Raw genomic sequence first — 17740 nt, forward strand, 5'->3', positions numbered from 1 at the left:
AACAACTAGCATCCAAACCCAACCCAAGGTGAGGAATTTCGATGAGCAACCCTGGGGAATTTCAGCGAGCGGCGTCACTGCCAGCGAAAACCGGGCATGACGAGGTTTTGGTGCCAGGGCGTTGTAGGTGATTCCACTGCGTGTCGTTTGGTTCTCGGATCGATAGGCGCCAAATAGGCGCCAAATAGGCGCCAGTTCCCTGCCTCGACGAGTTGCGTTATCTGTCGAGAACATCGAAAGATTCCCAGATGGGCTCCGCCCCCTCGATGTGCTCAACCCCGAGGCGTACGGGGAGACCGCAACCCACGACGAGAGAATCGGGTAGCCAAACGGGACGACGGTCAACCGGGCGTGTCTCCGGTGGTCGTGGGTAGCTCGTCGGGAAGAAGCGGATTGGGACGATTCCTCTGCCATCGCTCGATGGCCTCCGCATCACAGTTAGTGCAGAGGTGGATGATGCGGATCCCGACCACGGAGAGTTGAGTACCCCGGGACTTCTCCACGATGGCCAGGGGGACCGCCCGGAGGTCCGCGCCGCCACAATGGGCACAGATTGGTGTGGTCGGACGTTGCCAAGTCTGACCGCAGTGGCCGCAGGTGATCTCGATCTGATCCTCGACGCGACGACCGAGGAGTTCTTCTGTCTCGCCACAGATCGGGCAGGTGATGTCGAGGGCCACGTGCCAGTCAGTCCTCGGGCCAGCACTGGGGGCAGGGGGTCTGCCCCGATCGCTCGGCCTGGACTCTGATCGCCAGGACGCCTCGGATCCGGTCCGGCTGGCAGGCCGGCCGGAGGTCGTCGTCTGGATGGCTGCGGTGATAGTGGCTCTCACTCATGTAGGAGATGACCAGCGAATCGGTGGGGTGGTTATCGCTCATCAGCCGGATGGGGCGGTCGTCATTCGTCCCGAGAACACAACGCCGAGTTCCTCGAGGTTGGTTGAGATGGCAGCGCTGAGCCGAGCGACGTAGAAATTGGCTGCCCTTATTGGAGCTGCCGATTCCAGGACCACGGTGGCGACCAGTCGTGTCCGGAGCTGGGAGGATGCAGCCAGCTCATAGCGGTAGCGCACGTCACCTTCTTCGAGGTTCCCGCGGACTTCGAGAAGGCGGGGAGGCTGATAGATGCTGATCCCGAACCTGTCGCTGCCCGGTCGAGGCCAAATCCGGCGTTGGATGAAACGTGCGCCCTGACGGGGTGGCCCATCGAGAGGTGTGGTTGATGACACCGCCCAATTCCAAGACGGGTTGTTCTCCAGGTCGGACAGGTACGAGAAGACGTCTTCTAGCGATGCGGGTATCTCGATGACCAGATCGACTCGGATCGAACTTCGACTGCTCGGGTCTGATCTATTTGGGATTGGTTCGTGTTTCAAAGTGTCTCTGTTCTTGTCTCATATGGCTGGTCTGGCCAGCATTGGCTGCATGCGATCAGCCCGCTCCTACTGGGGTTGGTGCGGCTGGTCAGCACGCCCGGGGGTCTGATCGGTGTGCAGATCGGCTTGTTGGGCTGGTCGGGGTGTCTCTGTGGGGGTCGGTGCCGAAATAGATCACGACCAGGTTGGAGTCCGGAGTGAGCTGGGAAGGTCTGCGCCGATTCATACACCGACGATTGGGTCGAGGGTCAACTCGGGGTGATCGCGGCGGATCCCGTCCAGCCAACCCTGCCCGGTGAACAGGGCGAGGATGGTCCCGTCGGAGCGGGTGGCTATCTCCACTCCCCTACGCCCGGCCAGGGTTGCCCTCCCCTGTCCGTCGGTGCGTCGTGCCACCGAATAGGGAGCAGGGTCGCATTGGGGGTGGGCGCCGAACTCGTTGCGGAGCCGGTGCAGGGCCACCTCGAACTGAAGCTCACCGACTGCGGCGAGGATCGGCTCCCGTTCCCCGCCTTCGAAGGTGTTCAGGGCTTGGATCACACCCTCCTCGTCGAGCTGGGTGATCCCCTTGCGGAACTGCTTGTACCGGGCGGTGTCGAGGTTTCGGGCGATCCGGAAATGCTCGGGGGCAAATGTCGGGATCGGCGGGAACTGCGCTCTGCCGTCGACACTGAGACTGTCCCCGATCTTGAGATCGGCCGCGTTGACCAGCCCGACCACGTCTCCCGGGTAGGCCACGTCGACCGTCTCCCGGTCCCTGCCGAACACCTGATGGGCGTGTTTGGTGGAAAAGCCGCGACCCGTCCGATTGTTGACCAGGGTCATGCCCCGTTCAAATCGCCCCGAGCAGACCCGCATGAAGGCGATCCGGTCGCGGTGGCGGGCGTCGAGGTTGGCCTGGATCTTGAACACGAAACCCGACAGCCCTTGGTCGAGAGACTTCGGCTCGCCTCCAAGCCCGGACCAGGGCTGAGGGGCAGGTGCGATCTCGGCGATGGCGTCGAGGAGGAGACGCACCCCGAAATTCCACAGCGCGGAGCCGAAGAAGACCGGAGTCGACTCCCCGGCAAGGAACCGTTTCTGGTCGTGGTCGGCCTCCACCGCGTCCAACAGTCCCAGCTCCTGGACTGCCTGAGCCCGGATCGGACTGGTCTCGACCAAGTCGAGCCGGGCACGATCCTCCCCTCCGATCTTCCCTCCTCTGGGGGTACGTTCGAACCTCCACAACGAACCGTCCCGCCGATCGACCACTCCTTCGAATTCGGGGCCACTGCCAACCGGCCAGGTGACCGGAGTTGCCTTGATCCCGAGCCGAGCCTCGAGGTCGTCGATCAGCGCCAGCGGGCCGAGCCCGGGGCGGTCCATCTTGTTGACGAATGTGATCAGGGGCAGACCACGGGCCTGGGCCACCTGGAACAGCTTGAGCGTCTGGGACTCGATACCACGGGCCGCGTCGATGACGATCACCGCGGCGTCCACCGCGGACAGCACCCGATAGGTGTCCTCGGAGAAGTCACGGTGTCCCGGTGTGTCCAACAGGTTGAAAACCAGACCGTCATGGGGAAACTGAAGGACCGTCGAGCTGATCGAAATGCCCCGCTGTCGCTCCAGGTCCATCCAATCCGAGGTCACATCGCGCTGACGACCGGCCCGGGCACGCACCGAACCAGCCTCGGCTATCGCACCCGAATAGAGCAGAAGCTTCTCGGTGAGGGTCGTCTTCCCGGCGTCAGGGTGGGAGATGACGGCGAAAGTGCGGCGACGATCGACCTCAGGGGTAATGACGTCGATCATCTCGTCCCTCGCACCGAGCCGACCGAAAGACTTCGTAATGCATCCCGGGCCGCCGTCAGCCGATCCTCCAACTGATCGCATCTCTCCAAGGCTTGGCCGATCACACCCTCCAAACGTCTCTCCGCCTCACCGGCGACAGCGGCGGCACCTTCACAGAGCAGGTCCACGCATTCGAGGAGTTCACCCAACGTCTCCAACGACATGCCCACCGGCTTCAGAGCCTTGACCAGTCGCAACCGATCCACATCGGTTTCGGTGTAGAGACGGAATCCACCCTCGGTCCTCCCCGACGGAGTCACCAGCCCGATCTCCTCGTAGTAGCGGATGGTGCGCAGCGACAAGCCGACTCTCTCGGCGACCTCACCAATCTGGAAATGGTTGTCGATCATCGGTTCTTTCCCTGGTGGGGTGATGAAGGCCTGGCACCGCCCGGTTTGGGCAAGGCAGGCCTACCCGTGTACTCTACCCTAACGTAAGAGAAGAGTTGAAATCAGGAGTTTTCGATGAGTCAACCAGCGACCAGATTGGAGATCGCCGACGCGGTCAGAACCGCGTTCGAGGGTGGTGGAGCCAGCCGCGATGAGATCCTCGCAGCCGCAGCCGGGAGCGGTAGCAGACCGGAGGTGGCCGAGGTGCTGACCGGACTTACTGTCCGTCGCTACTCCCGACTCAACGAGATTTGGCATGAGCTGGCCGAAATCCCGGTCGGAGTTTGACCGGGACAACGAGCACGATCAACCTCGCCGACCGATATCGCGGCGCAATGGTCGGCACAGCAGTCGGTGACGCCCTGGGCGCACCCACTGAAGGCCAGGCGAGGGTTCCCCCCGCCTATCTCGAGACGCTGGACACACACCCCAACCTCTCATACACCGACGACACTGCAATGACCCTGGCAGTAGCCAGGTCACTGGTCGACCAAGGCGGATTCGAAGGACCTCACATGGCCGCCACCCTGGCCGCGCAATTCGCCGCCGAGCCGTTTCGAGGTTACGGGTCTGGCCCACCCATCGTCTTCTTCCGTCTCGAGAACGGTGTGAGCTGGGATCAAGCATCGAGAAGCCTGTTCAACGGGACCGGCTCCTACGGCAACGGCGCCTCGATGCGGGTGGCGCCCGTCGCTCTCCACACCTTCCCCGACCTCGACTCGGCCGCTGAGTGTGCCGCCCAGACGGCACTGATCACCCACAGCCATCCCGAAGGGATCGACGGCGCTGTCGCCCAGACCGTGGCCATCGCCTTACTCCTCAACACCGAGACGCTCAATCCGCAAGCCCTGATCCGAACCGTACGCTCCCATGTGAAAACACCGGTGTTCCGAGACAAGCTCTCCTTTCTCGCCAAACATGCCGGGAGTCGAGACGCCGGCGAGCTGGCCGAAGTCCTCGGCACTGGTATCGCCGCCCACGCCTCGGTGGTGACCGCACTCGGCTGCTTCCTCAGCTCGCCCGACTCCTTCTCCGAAGCGGTCAAGAGCGCGGTCGGCCTCGGCGGCGACACCGACACCATCGCCGCCATGACCGGAGCGTTGGCCGGCGCCCACCTCGGTCACAACGCCATCCCGCCGGCCTGGCAGTCAGTAGAAGGGTCGGCCGACCTCTGTGTCCTCGCTGATCGGCTCCACTCCCGATATCGGGCCCGATGAGCCGCTATCTCTATCTTTCCACCCCCCATCCCCACCGCCTCGAAGTCGAAGCGGCGGCCGATGAGGTGGTCGGCTCTGATCCTCCGATCGGACCGGTACCAACCAGACCGGGCCAGGACGCCGACGGCTGGAGAAGGATGGTCGGCCATCACGTGGCCGCCTGTGACGGGATGCTGGTGCTGATCAGCCTCGCCCCTGACCCGAAACAGGAGTACGAGATCGAGAGTGCCCGCCATGCCGGAACTCCGATCCTGATCCGCACCGCCCGGGCCGACGTGAATGTCGAGGTGGGAAGGCCGCCCGGTGGAACCGTTCCTACTCGATACGGTCGGCATCTTCATGAACCTGGCCATGACAGACTCCCCGCCGGCGTGGGCGACACACCGGTGAGGATCGTCCTGGTCAACCCCTATTTCGACGGATCGCATGAGGCGTGGGCGGAGGGGTATGCCGCCCACTCCGGTCACGAGGTTCGGGTGGTCACCCATCCTGGAAGATGGTGAAAGTGGCGGATGCGAGGATCAGCTCTCACCCTGGCCCGATCCCTTGCCGAGCTGGAGGGATGGGACCCGGACCTGGCCCTGGTCTCGGACATGATCGACCTGGCCCAGTTCCGCAACTTCGCCCACCCCCACATCGGCCACCCGCCCGCCGTCCCCTACTTCCACGAGTCCCGGCTCACCTACCCCACACCCGCCGGTACCGAGCCTGACCTCTCCTATGCGTTGACCAACTGGCTGTCCGCGTACGCCGCCGACCGGATCCTGTTCAACTCCGAATACCACCGCAACGTCTTCTTCGACCGGCTACCCCGCCTACTCCACGATTTCCCGGATCTGACCCATGAGCATCTCATCGATCAAGTCGCCGCCCGTAGCGAGGTGCTCCCGGTTGGGATCGACCTGTCCTGGGTCGAGGACCGGGCCGATCGGAGCGGCCTGCCGCGCATCCTCTGGAACCATCGCTGGGACCATGACAAGTACCCTGACGCCTTCGCCGACGCCGTCGAACAGCTCCTGGACTCCGGTGCCGATTTCGAGTTCGTCCTCCTCAGGCCTCGCCCGCCGCAACCCCCGCCGGCCCTGACCCGCATCCGCGCTGTTGCCGGTAATCGGATCGTCCACGACGGTGAGGCAACCCTCGACCTGTACCGTAAGCTGGTGGCCAGCTGTGACGTGGTCGTGTCCACCGCTCTCCAGGAATTCTTCGGGATCTCGATGATCGAAGCCGTCGCCGCCGGCTGCCGGCCGGTACTCCCCAATCGTCTCTCCTATCCAGGGCTGATTGCCGCCGGCTACCACGAAACCGTGCTCTACCCCGACGGTGGGCTGGTCGAAACGTTGACCATCGCCTTAAACGAGCCCCTCCCACCGCCAGGACTGCAATCCGCGATGGCCCGTTACTCGTGGAACGAACTGGCACCGGTCTACGACGGGCGGCTCCAACAGATCGCCACCGACGCGGGAGTCCTGCCGTGACCGTCAGTGTCTCGTTTCTTGGTGGATTGGGCGAGATCGGCCGCAACTGCGCCGCGGTCGAGGTCGAAGGCCACCTCTGTCTCATCGATGTCGGACTCATGTTCCCCGAAGAGGACATGCTCGGCGTCGACCTGGTATTCCCGGACTGGTCGTGGCTGGTGAAACGACGCCAAGACGTCGAATGCGTGATCCTCACCCACGGCCACGAAGACCATATGGGAGCCCTCGCCTACTTCCTCGGCGACATCAACGTCCCGGTCTATGGGACCAGTCTCGCCCTCCAGATCGCAGCAGGGCGGGTCGAAGAGCTCGGAGTCAAAGCCGATTGGCGTCCGGTCGACGGTTTCAAGTGGCAACAGCACGGGCCGTTCCGGTTCCAACTGATACCAGTCACCCACTCAATCCCTGACGCCAGAGGCATCGCCTTCGACACGCCAGAAGGAATCGTCATCCACTCCGGAGACTTCAAACTCGACCCCACCCCCATCGACGGCCGTCCCACCGATCTGGCCATGTTCGCCGCCCTCGGCACCCGCGGAGTCAGACTGCTGCTTTCGGATTCGACCAACGCCGAATCCCCCGGCTTCACCCCGTCGGAAAGCTCCCTGGCCCAACCCATCACCGACATAATCCGGGCCGCACCGGGACGGGTCGTAGCCGCCTGCTTCAGCTCCCATGTCCACCGAGTGCAACAGATCGCCGATGCCGGCCTCGACACCGGACGCAGCATCGCCCTGTTCGGCCGGTCGATGCAACGAAACGCAGGCGTCGCCCGGGACCTCGGCATCCTCCGCATCCCCGAGAAACGAATGGTCGACATCGAAGACCTACTCAAGCTGCCCGAGAAAGAACAGCTGCTCATCACGACCGGCAGCCAGGGAGAGCCTTTCGCCGCCCTCTCCCTGATGGCCCAGGGTCGGCACCGCTTCCTCGACATCGACCACGAGGACACGGTGATCATCTCGGCCACTCCCATCCCCGGCAACGAGACCGCGGTGTCCCATGTTGTCAGCCGGCTCCTCCGCCTCGGAGCTGAAGTGTTCCACGGACGTAACGCCCCCGTCCACGTCTCCGGCCACGCCGCCCGCGACGAGCTGTTGACCATGCTCAACGTGATCCGACCCAAAGCGATGGTCCCGGTCCACGGCGAGTATCGGCACCTCCATGCACACGCCCAGCTCGCCCGACGAGTCGGTATCCCCTTCGTCGAAGTCCTCGAAGACGGCGACCGGATCACACTCGACGGCCGTAAGACCACGGTCCAACGCCGGGCCTTCGAAGCCGGATACGTATACCTCGACGGCTCAGGCTTCGGAGAGGTCCAACGCGGTGTGCTCAGAGACCGCGGACATCTCGCCGACGAAGGAGTCGTGGTGGTTACTGTCGCCATCAGCCACGAGACCGGGGAACTGGTCCACGGGCCCGACCTCGACAGCCATGGCCTCATGGACGACCCCACCTCTGTACTCGACAAAGCAGCCGACGCTATCCGGATCGCGTTGAGCGACAAGTCACCATCAAGGACGCCTGATAGAAAAGACCTACAGGCCACGGTGAGGCAGGCGGCTTCCAGGGTGTTCCGAGCCGAAACCTCCCGCAAACCGGTGATCATCCCCATCATCCTCGAGCTGTAGAAGCCCGACCCGGATCTGGTGGGATCTTCCCGCCCGGACGCAGGCTCACCGGACCCGGCCGTCTCGCGTCAGACGGAGAAACGGCGCAAGAGCGGCCAACCCGATCGGAAGGATGGCAGTGAGGGCGAGGACGGGCTCGTAGCTGCCGGCGAGATCGTAGCCTACGGCGACCAGCAACGGTCCGGCGGCGGACCCTCCCACCGTGATCATGGAGGCGAACCCTTTGATCGACCCGAAATGGAGCCGCCCGAAATAGTGCCCATAAACGGTCGACTGCACTGCCTGGCTCGTCCCCTGCATCGAACCTAAAACCACTCCGTACACCACGACAGCGCCCGCTGTTGAAACGCTTCCGGCGCCGAGCATCGCCACACCCATCAACCCCAATGTGACGCTGAGAAAACGTGCTGGAGGCATCCGATCGATGAGATAGCCGGTGAGCAGGTTCGCTACCGCCAGCATCAGCCCGTATGCAATGAACATGAGGGCGGCGGTAGGCCGAGCAACGCCGTTTTGAGACATGATCGAGAAGTGGTGAAAGACCAGACCGGTCCCAAGTCCTGCGGTCAGGAAACCACCGACCGCGTAGAGCCAGAATGTGATGGTACGCCGAGCCTCATCGAGCCGAAAATGGTTCTCTGCGCTGTTGACGCCATCAGCTTGGCCAGTATGACGATCGGGGGTCAGCCCGTATCGCTCGGGTCTGTGGCGGAAAAGCCCGCCGCCGACGGGAAGCATCACGGCAGCCACCAACAGTCCCAGGATCCCATACGCCCACCGCCATCCAACCGTCGAGACCAGGGAGTCGAGACCCAAAGGGACCACCGCGGTGGCAGCAGCAAAGCCGAGTCCGGCGAGACCGATGGCAAGGCCGCGACGTTGGACAAACCAGATGTTGATCGAATGGATGCTGACCAGCCCCAATGCACCCTGGCCTAGCCCGCGAATGAGCGTGAATCCGACCAGCAGAGTGATGAAACCAACCGTCAACCCCATAAAGGCGCAAGCCAGTGCGAATAGGGTGGCGATCACTGTCACCGCGCGGCGAGGACCGACCCGGTCGATCTGACGGCCCACGAACGGCAATGCGAGTGAGCCGATCAAAGTCCCAGCGGTATAGGCGCCCGAGACTGCAGCCCTTCCCAGCCCCAGATCGGCGATGATCGAATCTAAGAACACCGATACCCCAACGGTCTGGCCGGGGATGGTCAGGGCCATGCCCACGGTGGACGCGCCGAGCACGACCCACGCGTAGTGGATCGGGCTCTTGTCTACGAGCCTGCTCGTCAGCAAAGGCGGTTGTTCGGGAGTGGTATTCATAGGCGACGAGTCGGGTCAGAACACACGACTCAGGAGGGTGCGAGGGAACAAAGCTGGAAGGTACAACATTACCGGTGGGTCGGGGCTAACGGGAGGCGGCAGGATCGAATCCGAGCTCTGGGTGTTCACCACAGCGACGGCAAGCCCGGCCATCCCATTCGATCTCCCAGACCTTCGAACGGATCGCCGCCAAGGCCGGCGTTCCTAGAAACCGACCCCACGATGTTCGCCTTACTCACGGCACCCTGCTCACGAAAGCCGGAGTGCCGATCAAAGTGGTGTCAGAACGTCTCGGACACGGGAACCTGGCCTTCACGATTGACACCTACAGCACGTGCTTCCCGGCCTTCAGGCCGAAGCAACCCGCATCTTCGAGAGGCTCACCGCCGAAGCTCGGCCCGGAACCACCGGTGGAAGAACCGCATGACCCGCATGACACGGTAGAAACCCTGGCCGGCGAGCCGCTGGCCAAGGCATGTGGTAGCGGGGGCAGGATTTGAACCCGCGACCTTCGGGTTATGAGTTCCTTCCGGGGGGTACTGGTTGGTTTTCATTGGTGCTCAATAGTGCCCACTACCAGGGCTTTCGCGGAATCCGTGTGATGCCTCGTGCCTGTGGATAACCCCTCGTGACGGCCTGTCCGTTAGAAGATCCGTTAGAAGAATCGGTCGAGCGAAGCAACGTCACGGAGAACCGGGAGAAGACACCGCGCTCAATCCTGTCAGCCCAACGAGCCCGATACTTGCAGGTAGCACCGTTCCTCGGGTAGGTACCGGCCCTGGTACCAGCTCGCCAGTGAGAGTCGGACTAATTCCCCCGGCACAATCGTTGGTGTGGGTTCATCCAGCCCCACATACTTGATCGTCCGACGCTGCCCAAGCACCGCCTCATACCGCGTTTCGTCGGCGTCGAACCGAAGCTCCCGGTCCGCCAACCAGAAGTGGGTGCTCTGGGATGGGAGGCTGCCGCCAGGCCCCACATACAGCTTCGAGTTCGCCACCGTGAGGGTGTTCTCGAACACATGGTCCAGCTCCCCCTGCCATGGTGTCACCAGCCCGAGTACTAACCCACGAAGATCAGCAATGTCGCCAATGTATCGCTCTCGGTGGACGACAACGTCTTCGACATGAGGTGGCCGAACCTGCTCCTTTGGTTCGACGTCCATGTCCCAAGCCTGTCCGACTCTGTAGTGGTCGCGGATGGGGTATTCGCCGGCGACATTGAAAAGCCTGAGGCCGCGGCCATCGTCCAGTGAGAGCGCCCCTGCGCACGCGCTCGCTACGCCCATATGCGTCCGTCCGACGATGACCGTCTTCACTCAACCTCCAGATCAACCACCTTCACTCCTGCACCCTCGGCCAACCATCTCGCTGCCAACGATCTATGGCAAGCGGGCGCAGAGCCCTCGACGCAAAGGATGGCGGGCCGCCGATAGTCCGCCAGACGATCCAGCAGTTCCCCCGGGTCCTGGAGCGCAAGTACCTCTCTCTCGTATCCAGCTACGAAATCGGGGGCCAATTCGCCGCGGGTTGTTTTGGTGTGAGATGTGGATTTGTCTGCTTCCTTCTGTTTGTCACGCAGTCGGGTAGACGGGGCCAGATCCTTCCACGACACGACCGCCACACCAGCGCGAGATAGGGCCGCATCGAGTCGAGAGGCATTGGCGAAGGCGTACCTCGATCCCCGTACAGCACGCCGTTGCCGGACGTCTACCACGATGTCCACGCAGTTTCGCTCGAGGAGATCGAGGAACGACTGCTCGGTGTGGCCGTAGACACCGATCGTATAGATGGCGTCGACTTGGGTCATCGACGGCTTCCATCTCCTGAGTATTGCTGAACCGAATGGTGGACGCGGTCATCGAACTCGAACGTCTGTTGGCCACCCTTCACCCGCTCCATCACTTCGGCGTGCGGTGTCAGACACCCATCGACTTCGATATGGACCACGTTAAAACCGAAGGTGTCTACGAGCGCTTCGCCAATCAGCTTTGTTCTGTGGCAGGTTTCGGGACGCCCTTCGCTGCAGAGCAAGCAGACCTTGTAGCAGCGTTCCACCCCCCGCCTAACGCGTTCCAGGCCGCTCTTGAAGTAGTCCCGCGCACGCACGCTTGCGTAGTCGACCCGTCCATCAGGCGTATAGCATTCTGCATCATCGGGTCGGCCACCGAGCTCCGCCCCCAGGAAGACGTACTCGACGTCGACTGCCTTCAAGGCGTACTGAAGCTCAGGGCCATTGAACTCAGGGCGATGACGGGAATAGGGCATAGAGCGCACATCGGCCACGTGGGTGACGCCGCCGGAGCCAAGCCGCTTGATGAACCCCTCGAGTGTGTCTCCGCCGTATCCGATGGTGAGCACCGAGTGACTCTCACCAGGCTGCAGGGGTCGCCTCAGCTGTGCGTTATCAGGATGCAGTGTCACTTCGTTGATCCTAGGCCAGCGGCCGCCGGTGGCCGCGGCGAAGCAACGGACACCTGGCCTTGCCACAGACGAATTGCTCTCGTCATTGAATCCGGTCCTGCGTCGAGCTCAAGAGCGGACCAAGGGGCTTTGGGGGTGCCTCCCTTCGCTTCCTCGCAGCGATCCGTCGCATGCGTTGTTGCACGAGGTATGCGGCACGCTCGAGGGGCAGGATCTCGTTCTTTGTTCGAAGGGCCCGGACGCACACGGGTTCGGTCGCCGCCACCAGGAGGGACTCCCATTCAGCGGCCGTCCGGAACACGAGCACCACCATCTCGTCTCTCTTGAACTGGCGCCCTCGAGGGTCGAGCCAAATGACCGATTCCTCTTGTTCCGCGCAAAGCAGGATCATGTCGTGATTCGACGTCACCACAACCTGGCCCGTATTTCTCGCGTGGCTAAGAACATCCTCGTCGGAGGAACCCCGGACGGGAGACCCATCGTCGTCGTGCCCTACCCAGCTGGCGTTGTAGCCGAGGACTCGCAGCGCTGCGGGCACTCTCCACGGGAGCTGCTCGTCGAAAAAAAGCCGAATTCGCGGAGACCTTCGCCGAGCCGTTGGTCTCTCCTCACGCAGCCCGTTCGTACTCAAGTGCGGCCTCCACTTCGGATACGCCGAGGTGGAGGTCTTCGGCGATGTCTTCGAGATCCTCTTCCGCCTCAGCGAGTTCCGCGATGACCCGCGTCGGTACCCGAGTGCCGTCGATGCACGGTGCTCCGGCTTGGACGGCGGGGTTCACCCAAACACCAGATCTCGGCCGCCAAACCGCAGCAAGTTGATCGGATCCGTATTCGATGGGCCTGAGCAGGTCACGGACCACAAGCTCAAAAGCTCCTTGTCCGCCCTTTCCAACGTCGACCCAATCGCCAACCTTGCCAAAGAAGGCTGCTCCGGCCGTTGCCAGCTTTTCATGTGCGAATGGGTAGCTCGTCTTCAGCTTCGTGGCGAGGTAGTCGGCCCCAGCCCTGATTTCCCGCTTGGGAACCTTTCGCTCAACCAACTCGGAGACCACAAGGAGGCTGACCACATCGAGGAAGGAGAGGAACCTGGTGTCGGCTACCGGGTAGAGCGGCTGCTTCCCTCGTATCCATCGAGCGATCGTGTCGGGATCGCGCCGAACGAGGCGGGCGGTCTCGACCAAGTCGTAGATACCCCTGCCGAGCAACCGATCAGCCATGTCAGCCCGCTCCTTGGTACCCATGGTCCGCTCCTCTCGCGGTCGCCAGCCGTCACTTGGCAAACTACACCCCACCCGTGACGAGGTTCGGTCGTATCACGCCTTTCCCCAGCGTTGGGCGATGTACTTCTGTTTCTCGTCCGCGTCGGTGAATTCGTGGGTCTTGTTGTTGAGACGCACGTAGAAGGCGGTCTTCTTCAGGTGCTGGCCGTTCATGACCACGGTCACCTCGGCGTCAACCGGAAAGCCCGACGGCTTGACGTGGACCCGGCACAGGTCCTTGCCATCGATCGTGTGAATCTGGGTGGATACGTTGGCTACGGCAGCGTCACCCATCGACGCCTGGACGATCTGCGTGAGGTGGAGCTGGAACAGGTCGGCATCGTCCTTGCCTTCCTTGGCGAGGCCGGCGTAGTCGGAATCAAGACCCGCAACCGTGCCGTCGTCGGCAACCCCGATCAGCAGAGTGCCTCCGGACGGCGAGTTGAGGAATGCGGCGATCGTCTTCAGTGAAGCGGTCTCGAGCGGCTTGAAAACCTCCCCGCCATCGGCGTGGGTGCGGAGCGTCGACTTGTACTCGATCGACGCCGTCTCTCCGGCGGCAAGCAGGTCGCCGATTGGGATCCATTGCTGGCTGGCCACCTTGGCGGCGGCGTAGGCGCCGGGCAGGGTGGCACCGATCAGCTTGCTGAATAGCTCCGGATCGTCGAGCAGCTTGTAGGTGAAGTCTTCGTGGGCTTTGGCCATGTCGATCATGGCGTTCTGGAAGAAGTCGCTGTAGACCTCCCCAAACGCCTTCTCGTCGTTCGCCCAGGCCACCCCTTGCACGTCCTCGTCGGCGACCAGGGCATCCACGATCGTTCTGGTGTGCACGGCCTGGGCATCGGTGAAGCGGGTGCCGAACCGCTCGTTCATCTGGGCGATGATCTCCGACAGCGGTGCCTCGTCCGGGGCGTAGATCTTCCCGGCTCCACTGAAGATGGTCACGACCTCGCCCTCCACATCGGGGTCGAGCGACGCCGACCCTTCGGAGGTCTTCTCCAACGCCAGGTGGGTGAGCTCGACCTGGCTGCCCAGATCTACCCCGGGTTCGGCGTCGGCGCGGATGAACGGGGCCAACGCCCTGGCGAAGAGGTAGTCACGTTCGAGCTTGGTGTCACCGAACGACACTACCTGGGACAGGAACGAGTAGATGCGGATGAACCGGTGCAGGGCGTCACGGAAGGCGTCCTGCTCGTCGGTGTCGAGATCGTGATGGAACCGGTCGATGGCCGGCGCCAACGCCCCGTGGATGCGGGCGTGGTTGGCCGAGGCGTCGGTGAGCAGCAGAGTCACGACGGTATGAACTTCTTCGGGATGAAGGATCCCATACCCGCCCAGTTCGCCGTGGGTGTTGTACAGCAGGTGGGGGTCGGTGGGCGGCGCCACGGTCTGGACGTACCAGGGGGCGAAGGATGTGCGGATGTCCTCGGCTTCGTTGCGGAAGTCGAGCACGAACGTCCCGGTTTTGTCGGGGTGGGTGCGGTTGAGCCGGGAAAGCGTCTGCACCGCCGCCAACCCGGTGAGGACCTTGTCGACGTACATGGAGTAGAGCTTGGGCTGATCGAACCCGGTCTGGTACTTCTCGGCGACCACGAGGATGTGGTTGTCGTCCTCGTCGAAGCGGCGGGTGGTCTGGGTTTCGGGGAAGCCGTTGAGGTTGGATTCGGTGACCTTCTCCCCATCGACGGTGAGCGAGTCTGAGAAGGCGACGAGCACGCCGATGTCGCCGTGACCGTTCTCATTGCAGTACCTCTTGAGCGCCTGCGAGTAGCGGACGGCGTGGAGCCGTGACGAGGTGACGACCATCGCCTTGGCCTTCCCTCGCATCCTGGGGCGGACGTGCTGGCGGTAGTGCTCGATGATGACCTCTGCCTTCTGGGCGAGGTTGTGCTCGTGGAAAGCGACGAACCGGGCGATCGCTGCCTTGGCCTTATCGGTCTCGTATTTGGGGTCGTCCTCCACCGCCTTCTCGATCCGCCAATACGTCTTGTAAGTGGTGTAGTTGGCGAGTACGTCCCAGATGAACCCCTCTTCGATGGCCTGGCGCATCGAGTACAGATGGGACGGCTCGTGCTTGCCGGTATCGGGGTTGAGCCTGCCGAACATCTCAAGGGTCCGGCCCTTGGGGGTGGCGGTAAAGGCGAAAAAGCTCAGGTTGGGCTGCTGGCCACGGGCGGTAACCTCGGCCAGCAGCGCCTCCTCGGCAGGGTCCCCGACCTCAACCGTCAGTGACGCCTCGACGGCCTCCGCCTGCGCCAGTTCGGTCTCCGCATCGGAGCCGGCGCCGCCGAGCACCTTCTTCAAGTCTTTGGCCGCTTCGCCGGTCTGACTGGAATGGGCCTCGTCGATGATCACGGCATAGCGGCGCGACGGTAGCGCCCCCACCTTGTCGAGAACGAACGGGAACTTCTGCAGGGTGGTGATGATGATGCGGGCCTGCTCCCCGGTGAGGGCCTCGGCGAGCTGGGTGGAGTCAATGTCGATCTTCTGCACCACTCCGTGGGCGTGCTCGAACTGGTAGATGGTGTCCTGGAGCTGACGGTCGAGCACCACCCGGTCGGTGATCACCACCACCTTGTTGAACACCTTGACGTCCCCGGCGTGCAGGCTAGACAGCCGGTGAGCCAGCCAGGCGATCGTGTTCGACTTGCCCGACCCGGCCGAATGCTGCACCAGATAGGAATGACCGGCGCCCTCGGTCCGTGCCGCTTCCTCCAACTGCCGCACCGCGTCCCACTGGTGGAAGCGGGGGAAGATCATCGTGGCCGGCTTCTTCGAACCCTTGGCGGCGGGCTCGACGTGGAGGAACCGGGCAAGGATGTCGAGCCAGGCATCCTTCTGCCACACCGACTCCCACAGATAGGCGCTCCGGTGCCCCGCCGGGTTGGGCGGGTTCCCGGCGCCGAGACCGTCACCCCGGTTGAAAGGAAGAAAGACGGTCCGCTCCCCGTCGAGGCGGGTGGTCATGAACACCTGCTCCGTGTCGACGGCGAAATGAACCAGCGCCCGCCTCAGCGTCAGGTTCTTCGGATCGCGGTCGGTCCGATACTGGGCCTTGGCGTTGTCGACCGTCTGGCCGGTGAGATGGTTCTTCACCTCGGCGGTGGCGACCGGGATCCCGTTGACGAACAAGCCGAGATCGACGGTCTTGTTGGTTCCCGACTCGTACGGCAGCTGGCGGGTGACGGTCAGCCGATTGGCTGCGTACCGCTTGGCGAGCACCGGGTTGAGCCCGGAGGCGGGACGGAAGAAGGCAAGGGCGAACTCGGCCTTCTCATGGCCGGCGTACACCAGAGCGTGGCGGAGCACGTCCACCGTGCCCCGGGCGTCGAGCTCTTTGGTGAGCCGGTCGAGGAATCCGGCCCGAGCGGCAGCCGGGTCACCGGCGTGGGTCTTCAGCACCTTGGCCCACTCGCCGGGCTGGGTGTCCTCGATGAAGGCGAACAACTCGACGGCGTCGAGACCCCGGCCGGCGTCGAAGTCGTCGGACTGGGTGCCGAGCTTCCAGTTGGTGTAGCCGCCATGGTCGGCGAGCCATTCGGCGATGTGCGACTCGAACGCCGCCTCGTCCGGTTTCATATCGTGTCCTCGTCCAGCGCGGTCATCACTTCCGACGCGATGAAGCGACGCTGGCGTCTCGGTCCCGCCTCCATCTCACTGAGGATCCCTATATCGACGAGTTGGTCAAGCATCCTGAGGGCAGTCGGCCGGCGTACGTCGACATTCGACTCGACAAGTCGGGCGGTGAGGATCGGGTGAGCGAACAACACGTCAACCAAGGCCACAGCTTGGCTCCGGGTCGACTCCATCACGCGAGCGCGGTAGGTCTCTCGGAGATCAGCGAGCAGTTCGGCTCGCGCCACCGCGTCGTTTGCCTGCGTTTCGACGCCCTGAAGGTAGAAGCGGATCCATGCATCAAGGTCACCACGTTCTCGCACCGCCTGAAGCATGTCGTAGTACTCGGTCCGGTTGCGCTCGAAATACGGAGACAGATACAGCAATGGGCTCGGTAGCCGCCCTCGAAGTACGAGATGGAAAACGATCACCAGCCTCCCAAGTCGTCCGTTGCCATCGAGGAACGGATGAATGGTCTCGAACTGGTAGTGCACCAGTCCGCTCTGCACAAGCACGGGGATGGTGCGGTTCTCGTGGACGAACCGTTCCCAGTTGGAAAGAAGAGGACTGAGCTCTTCCGGTGGTGGCGGCACGAACGACGCCGTCTCAATCGTGGCACCGGCCGGCCCAATCCAGTTCTGGCTAGTTCGAAGCTCGCCCGGCCGACGGTCCCTTCCGCGCACTCCATCCAGGAGGATCGCGTGCATCTCGCGCACCAGGCGAAGACTGAACGGCAGTTCTGCGAGGCGAGAGAGACCCTGTTCCATCGCTCGGACGTAATTGACCACCTCCTCGACATCCGGCCCATAAGCCGCACCGCCCGCCTCGGCTTCAAGGACACCGACCAGGGAGGCTCGTGTCCCCTCGATGCGAGTCGACGCCAACGCCTCCCGAAGCAGGTACGGTCGGATGAGAAGATGTGGATTGGGCAGCAGACGCCCTGCTCCGGCCAGTCGCCCCAGGGCTGCCTCGGCGTCGGCGAGCAACCCGACTGTGCTTGGAGACAGGTCAACGGATTCGGGAAGCTGGTTCGGGTAGTACGCGAAGTAGCCCTTGCCGGGAACCCGACGTACTCGTCCGTACATGGTCTGAACATACCGCTCGGTGTTCACAGGGACACAGTAGCTGACCATTACACAGAATGGCGTTATCGTTATGGTCGTGCGTTGACTCGCCGAGATCTGTAAAGGTCCCGT

The 17740-nt window shown here is 63.1% G+C and carries 16 protein-coding genes and 1 pseudogene; 4 read left to right on the forward strand and 13 right to left on the reverse strand.

Annotation, left to right across the window (positions count from 1 at the left end):
* Positions 1 to 341: 341 nt before the first annotated feature.
* From P1T08_09245 to P1T08_09265, 5 genes are all read right to left on the reverse strand, one after another.
* Positions 342 to 680, reverse strand: coding sequence for a hypothetical protein (locus P1T08_09245; GenBank protein MDF1596269.1), 339 nt, complete (start codon positions 678 to 680; stop codon positions 342 to 344).
* 7 nt (positions 681 to 687) lie between these two features.
* Positions 688 to 879, reverse strand: coding sequence for a hypothetical protein (locus P1T08_09250; GenBank protein MDF1596270.1), 192 nt, complete (start codon positions 877 to 879; stop codon positions 688 to 690).
* On the reverse strand, positions 879 to 1376 hold the full coding sequence (locus P1T08_09255; protein MDF1596271.1) for an SRPBCC family protein: 498 nt from the start codon (positions 1374 to 1376) through the stop codon (positions 879 to 881). The genes P1T08_09250 and P1T08_09255 overlap by 1 nt, the downstream gene beginning before the upstream one ends.
* Positions 1377 to 1598: 222 nt before the next feature.
* Positions 1599 to 3170, reverse strand: coding sequence for a peptide chain release factor 3 (locus P1T08_09260; protein MDF1596272.1), 1572 nt, complete (start codon positions 3168 to 3170; stop codon positions 1599 to 1601).
* A complete protein-coding gene (locus P1T08_09265; protein ID MDF1596273.1) occupies positions 3167 to 3559 on the reverse strand; it encodes a MerR family transcriptional regulator in 393 nt (130 codons plus the stop codon). Before P1T08_09265 ends, P1T08_09260 begins: the two co-directional genes overlap by 4 nt.
* A 114-nt stretch (positions 3560 to 3673) precedes the next feature.
* Here P1T08_09265 and P1T08_09270 point away from each other — a divergent pair, with 114 nt between their 5' ends.
* From P1T08_09270 to P1T08_09285, 4 genes and pseudogenes are all read left to right on the forward strand, one after another.
* Positions 3674 to 3886: a hypothetical protein gene (locus P1T08_09270; protein MDF1596274.1), complete on the forward strand. Its 213-nt coding sequence runs from the start codon at positions 3674 to 3676 to the stop codon at positions 3884 to 3886.
* Positions 3883 to 4815: an ADP-ribosylglycohydrolase family protein gene (locus P1T08_09275; protein ID MDF1596275.1), complete on the forward strand. Its 933-nt coding sequence runs from the start codon at positions 3883 to 3885 to the stop codon at positions 4813 to 4815. Before P1T08_09270 ends, P1T08_09275 begins: the two co-directional genes overlap by 4 nt.
* A gap of 170 nt (positions 4816 to 4985) precedes the next feature.
* A pseudogene (locus P1T08_09280) lies at positions 4986 to 6293 on the forward strand (DUF3524 domain-containing protein).
* Positions 6290 to 7927: a ribonuclease J gene (locus P1T08_09285; protein ID MDF1596276.1), complete on the forward strand. Its 1638-nt coding sequence runs from the start codon at positions 6290 to 6292 to the stop codon at positions 7925 to 7927. Before P1T08_09280 ends, P1T08_09285 begins: the two are co-directional and overlap by 4 nt.
* 45 nt (positions 7928 to 7972) lie before the next feature.
* Here the strand turns inward: P1T08_09285 and P1T08_09290 are convergent, their stop codons facing one another.
* The 8 genes from P1T08_09290 to P1T08_09325 all read right to left on the reverse strand — a co-directional run bounded on the left by P1T08_09290 (position 7973) and on the right by P1T08_09325 (position 17656).
* Positions 7973 to 9247: an MFS transporter gene (locus P1T08_09290; GenBank protein ID MDF1596277.1), complete on the reverse strand. Its 1275-nt coding sequence runs from the start codon at positions 9245 to 9247 to the stop codon at positions 7973 to 7975.
* Positions 9248 to 9968: 721 nt separating this feature from the next.
* Positions 9969 to 10565: a hypothetical protein gene (locus P1T08_09295; protein ID MDF1596278.1), complete on the reverse strand. Its 597-nt coding sequence runs from the start codon at positions 10563 to 10565 to the stop codon at positions 9969 to 9971.
* The gene (locus P1T08_09300) at positions 10562 to 11056 is read right to left on the reverse strand and encodes a DUF488 domain-containing protein (protein MDF1596279.1); all 495 of its coding nucleotides are present in this window, start codon (positions 11054 to 11056) and stop codon (positions 10562 to 10564) included. Before P1T08_09300 ends, P1T08_09295 begins: the two co-directional genes overlap by 4 nt.
* Positions 11053 to 11670, reverse strand: a complete 618-nt coding sequence (locus P1T08_09305) for a DUF488 domain-containing protein (GenBank protein ID MDF1596280.1) — start codon at positions 11668 to 11670, stop codon at positions 11053 to 11055. Before P1T08_09305 ends, P1T08_09300 begins: the two co-directional genes overlap by 4 nt.
* Before the next feature lie 82 nt (positions 11671 to 11752).
* Positions 11753 to 12301 carry a DUF5615 family PIN-like protein gene (locus P1T08_09310; protein MDF1596281.1) on the reverse strand — a complete coding sequence of 183 codons (549 nt, stop codon included), beginning with the start codon at positions 12299 to 12301 and terminating at the stop codon, positions 11753 to 11755.
* Positions 12279 to 12911 carry a DUF433 domain-containing protein gene (locus tag P1T08_09315; GenBank protein ID MDF1596282.1) on the reverse strand — a complete coding sequence of 211 codons (633 nt, stop codon included), beginning with the start codon at positions 12909 to 12911 and terminating at the stop codon, positions 12279 to 12281. Before P1T08_09315 ends, P1T08_09310 begins: the two co-directional genes overlap by 23 nt.
* A 72-nt stretch (positions 12912 to 12983) precedes the next feature.
* Positions 12984 to 16508, reverse strand: coding sequence for a type I restriction endonuclease (locus P1T08_09320; protein ID MDF1596283.1), 3525 nt, complete (start codon positions 16506 to 16508; stop codon positions 12984 to 12986).
* On the reverse strand, positions 16505 to 17656 hold the full coding sequence (locus P1T08_09325; protein ID MDF1596284.1) for a Fic family protein: 1152 nt from the start codon (positions 17654 to 17656) through the stop codon (positions 16505 to 16507). Before P1T08_09325 ends, P1T08_09320 begins: the two co-directional genes overlap by 4 nt.
* Positions 17657 to 17740 lie beyond the last annotated feature (84 nt).

Source organism: Acidimicrobiia bacterium, assembly GCA_029210695.1.
Classification (GTDB): domain Bacteria; phylum Actinomycetota; class Acidimicrobiia; order Spongiisociales; family JAHEDJ01; genus JAHEDJ01.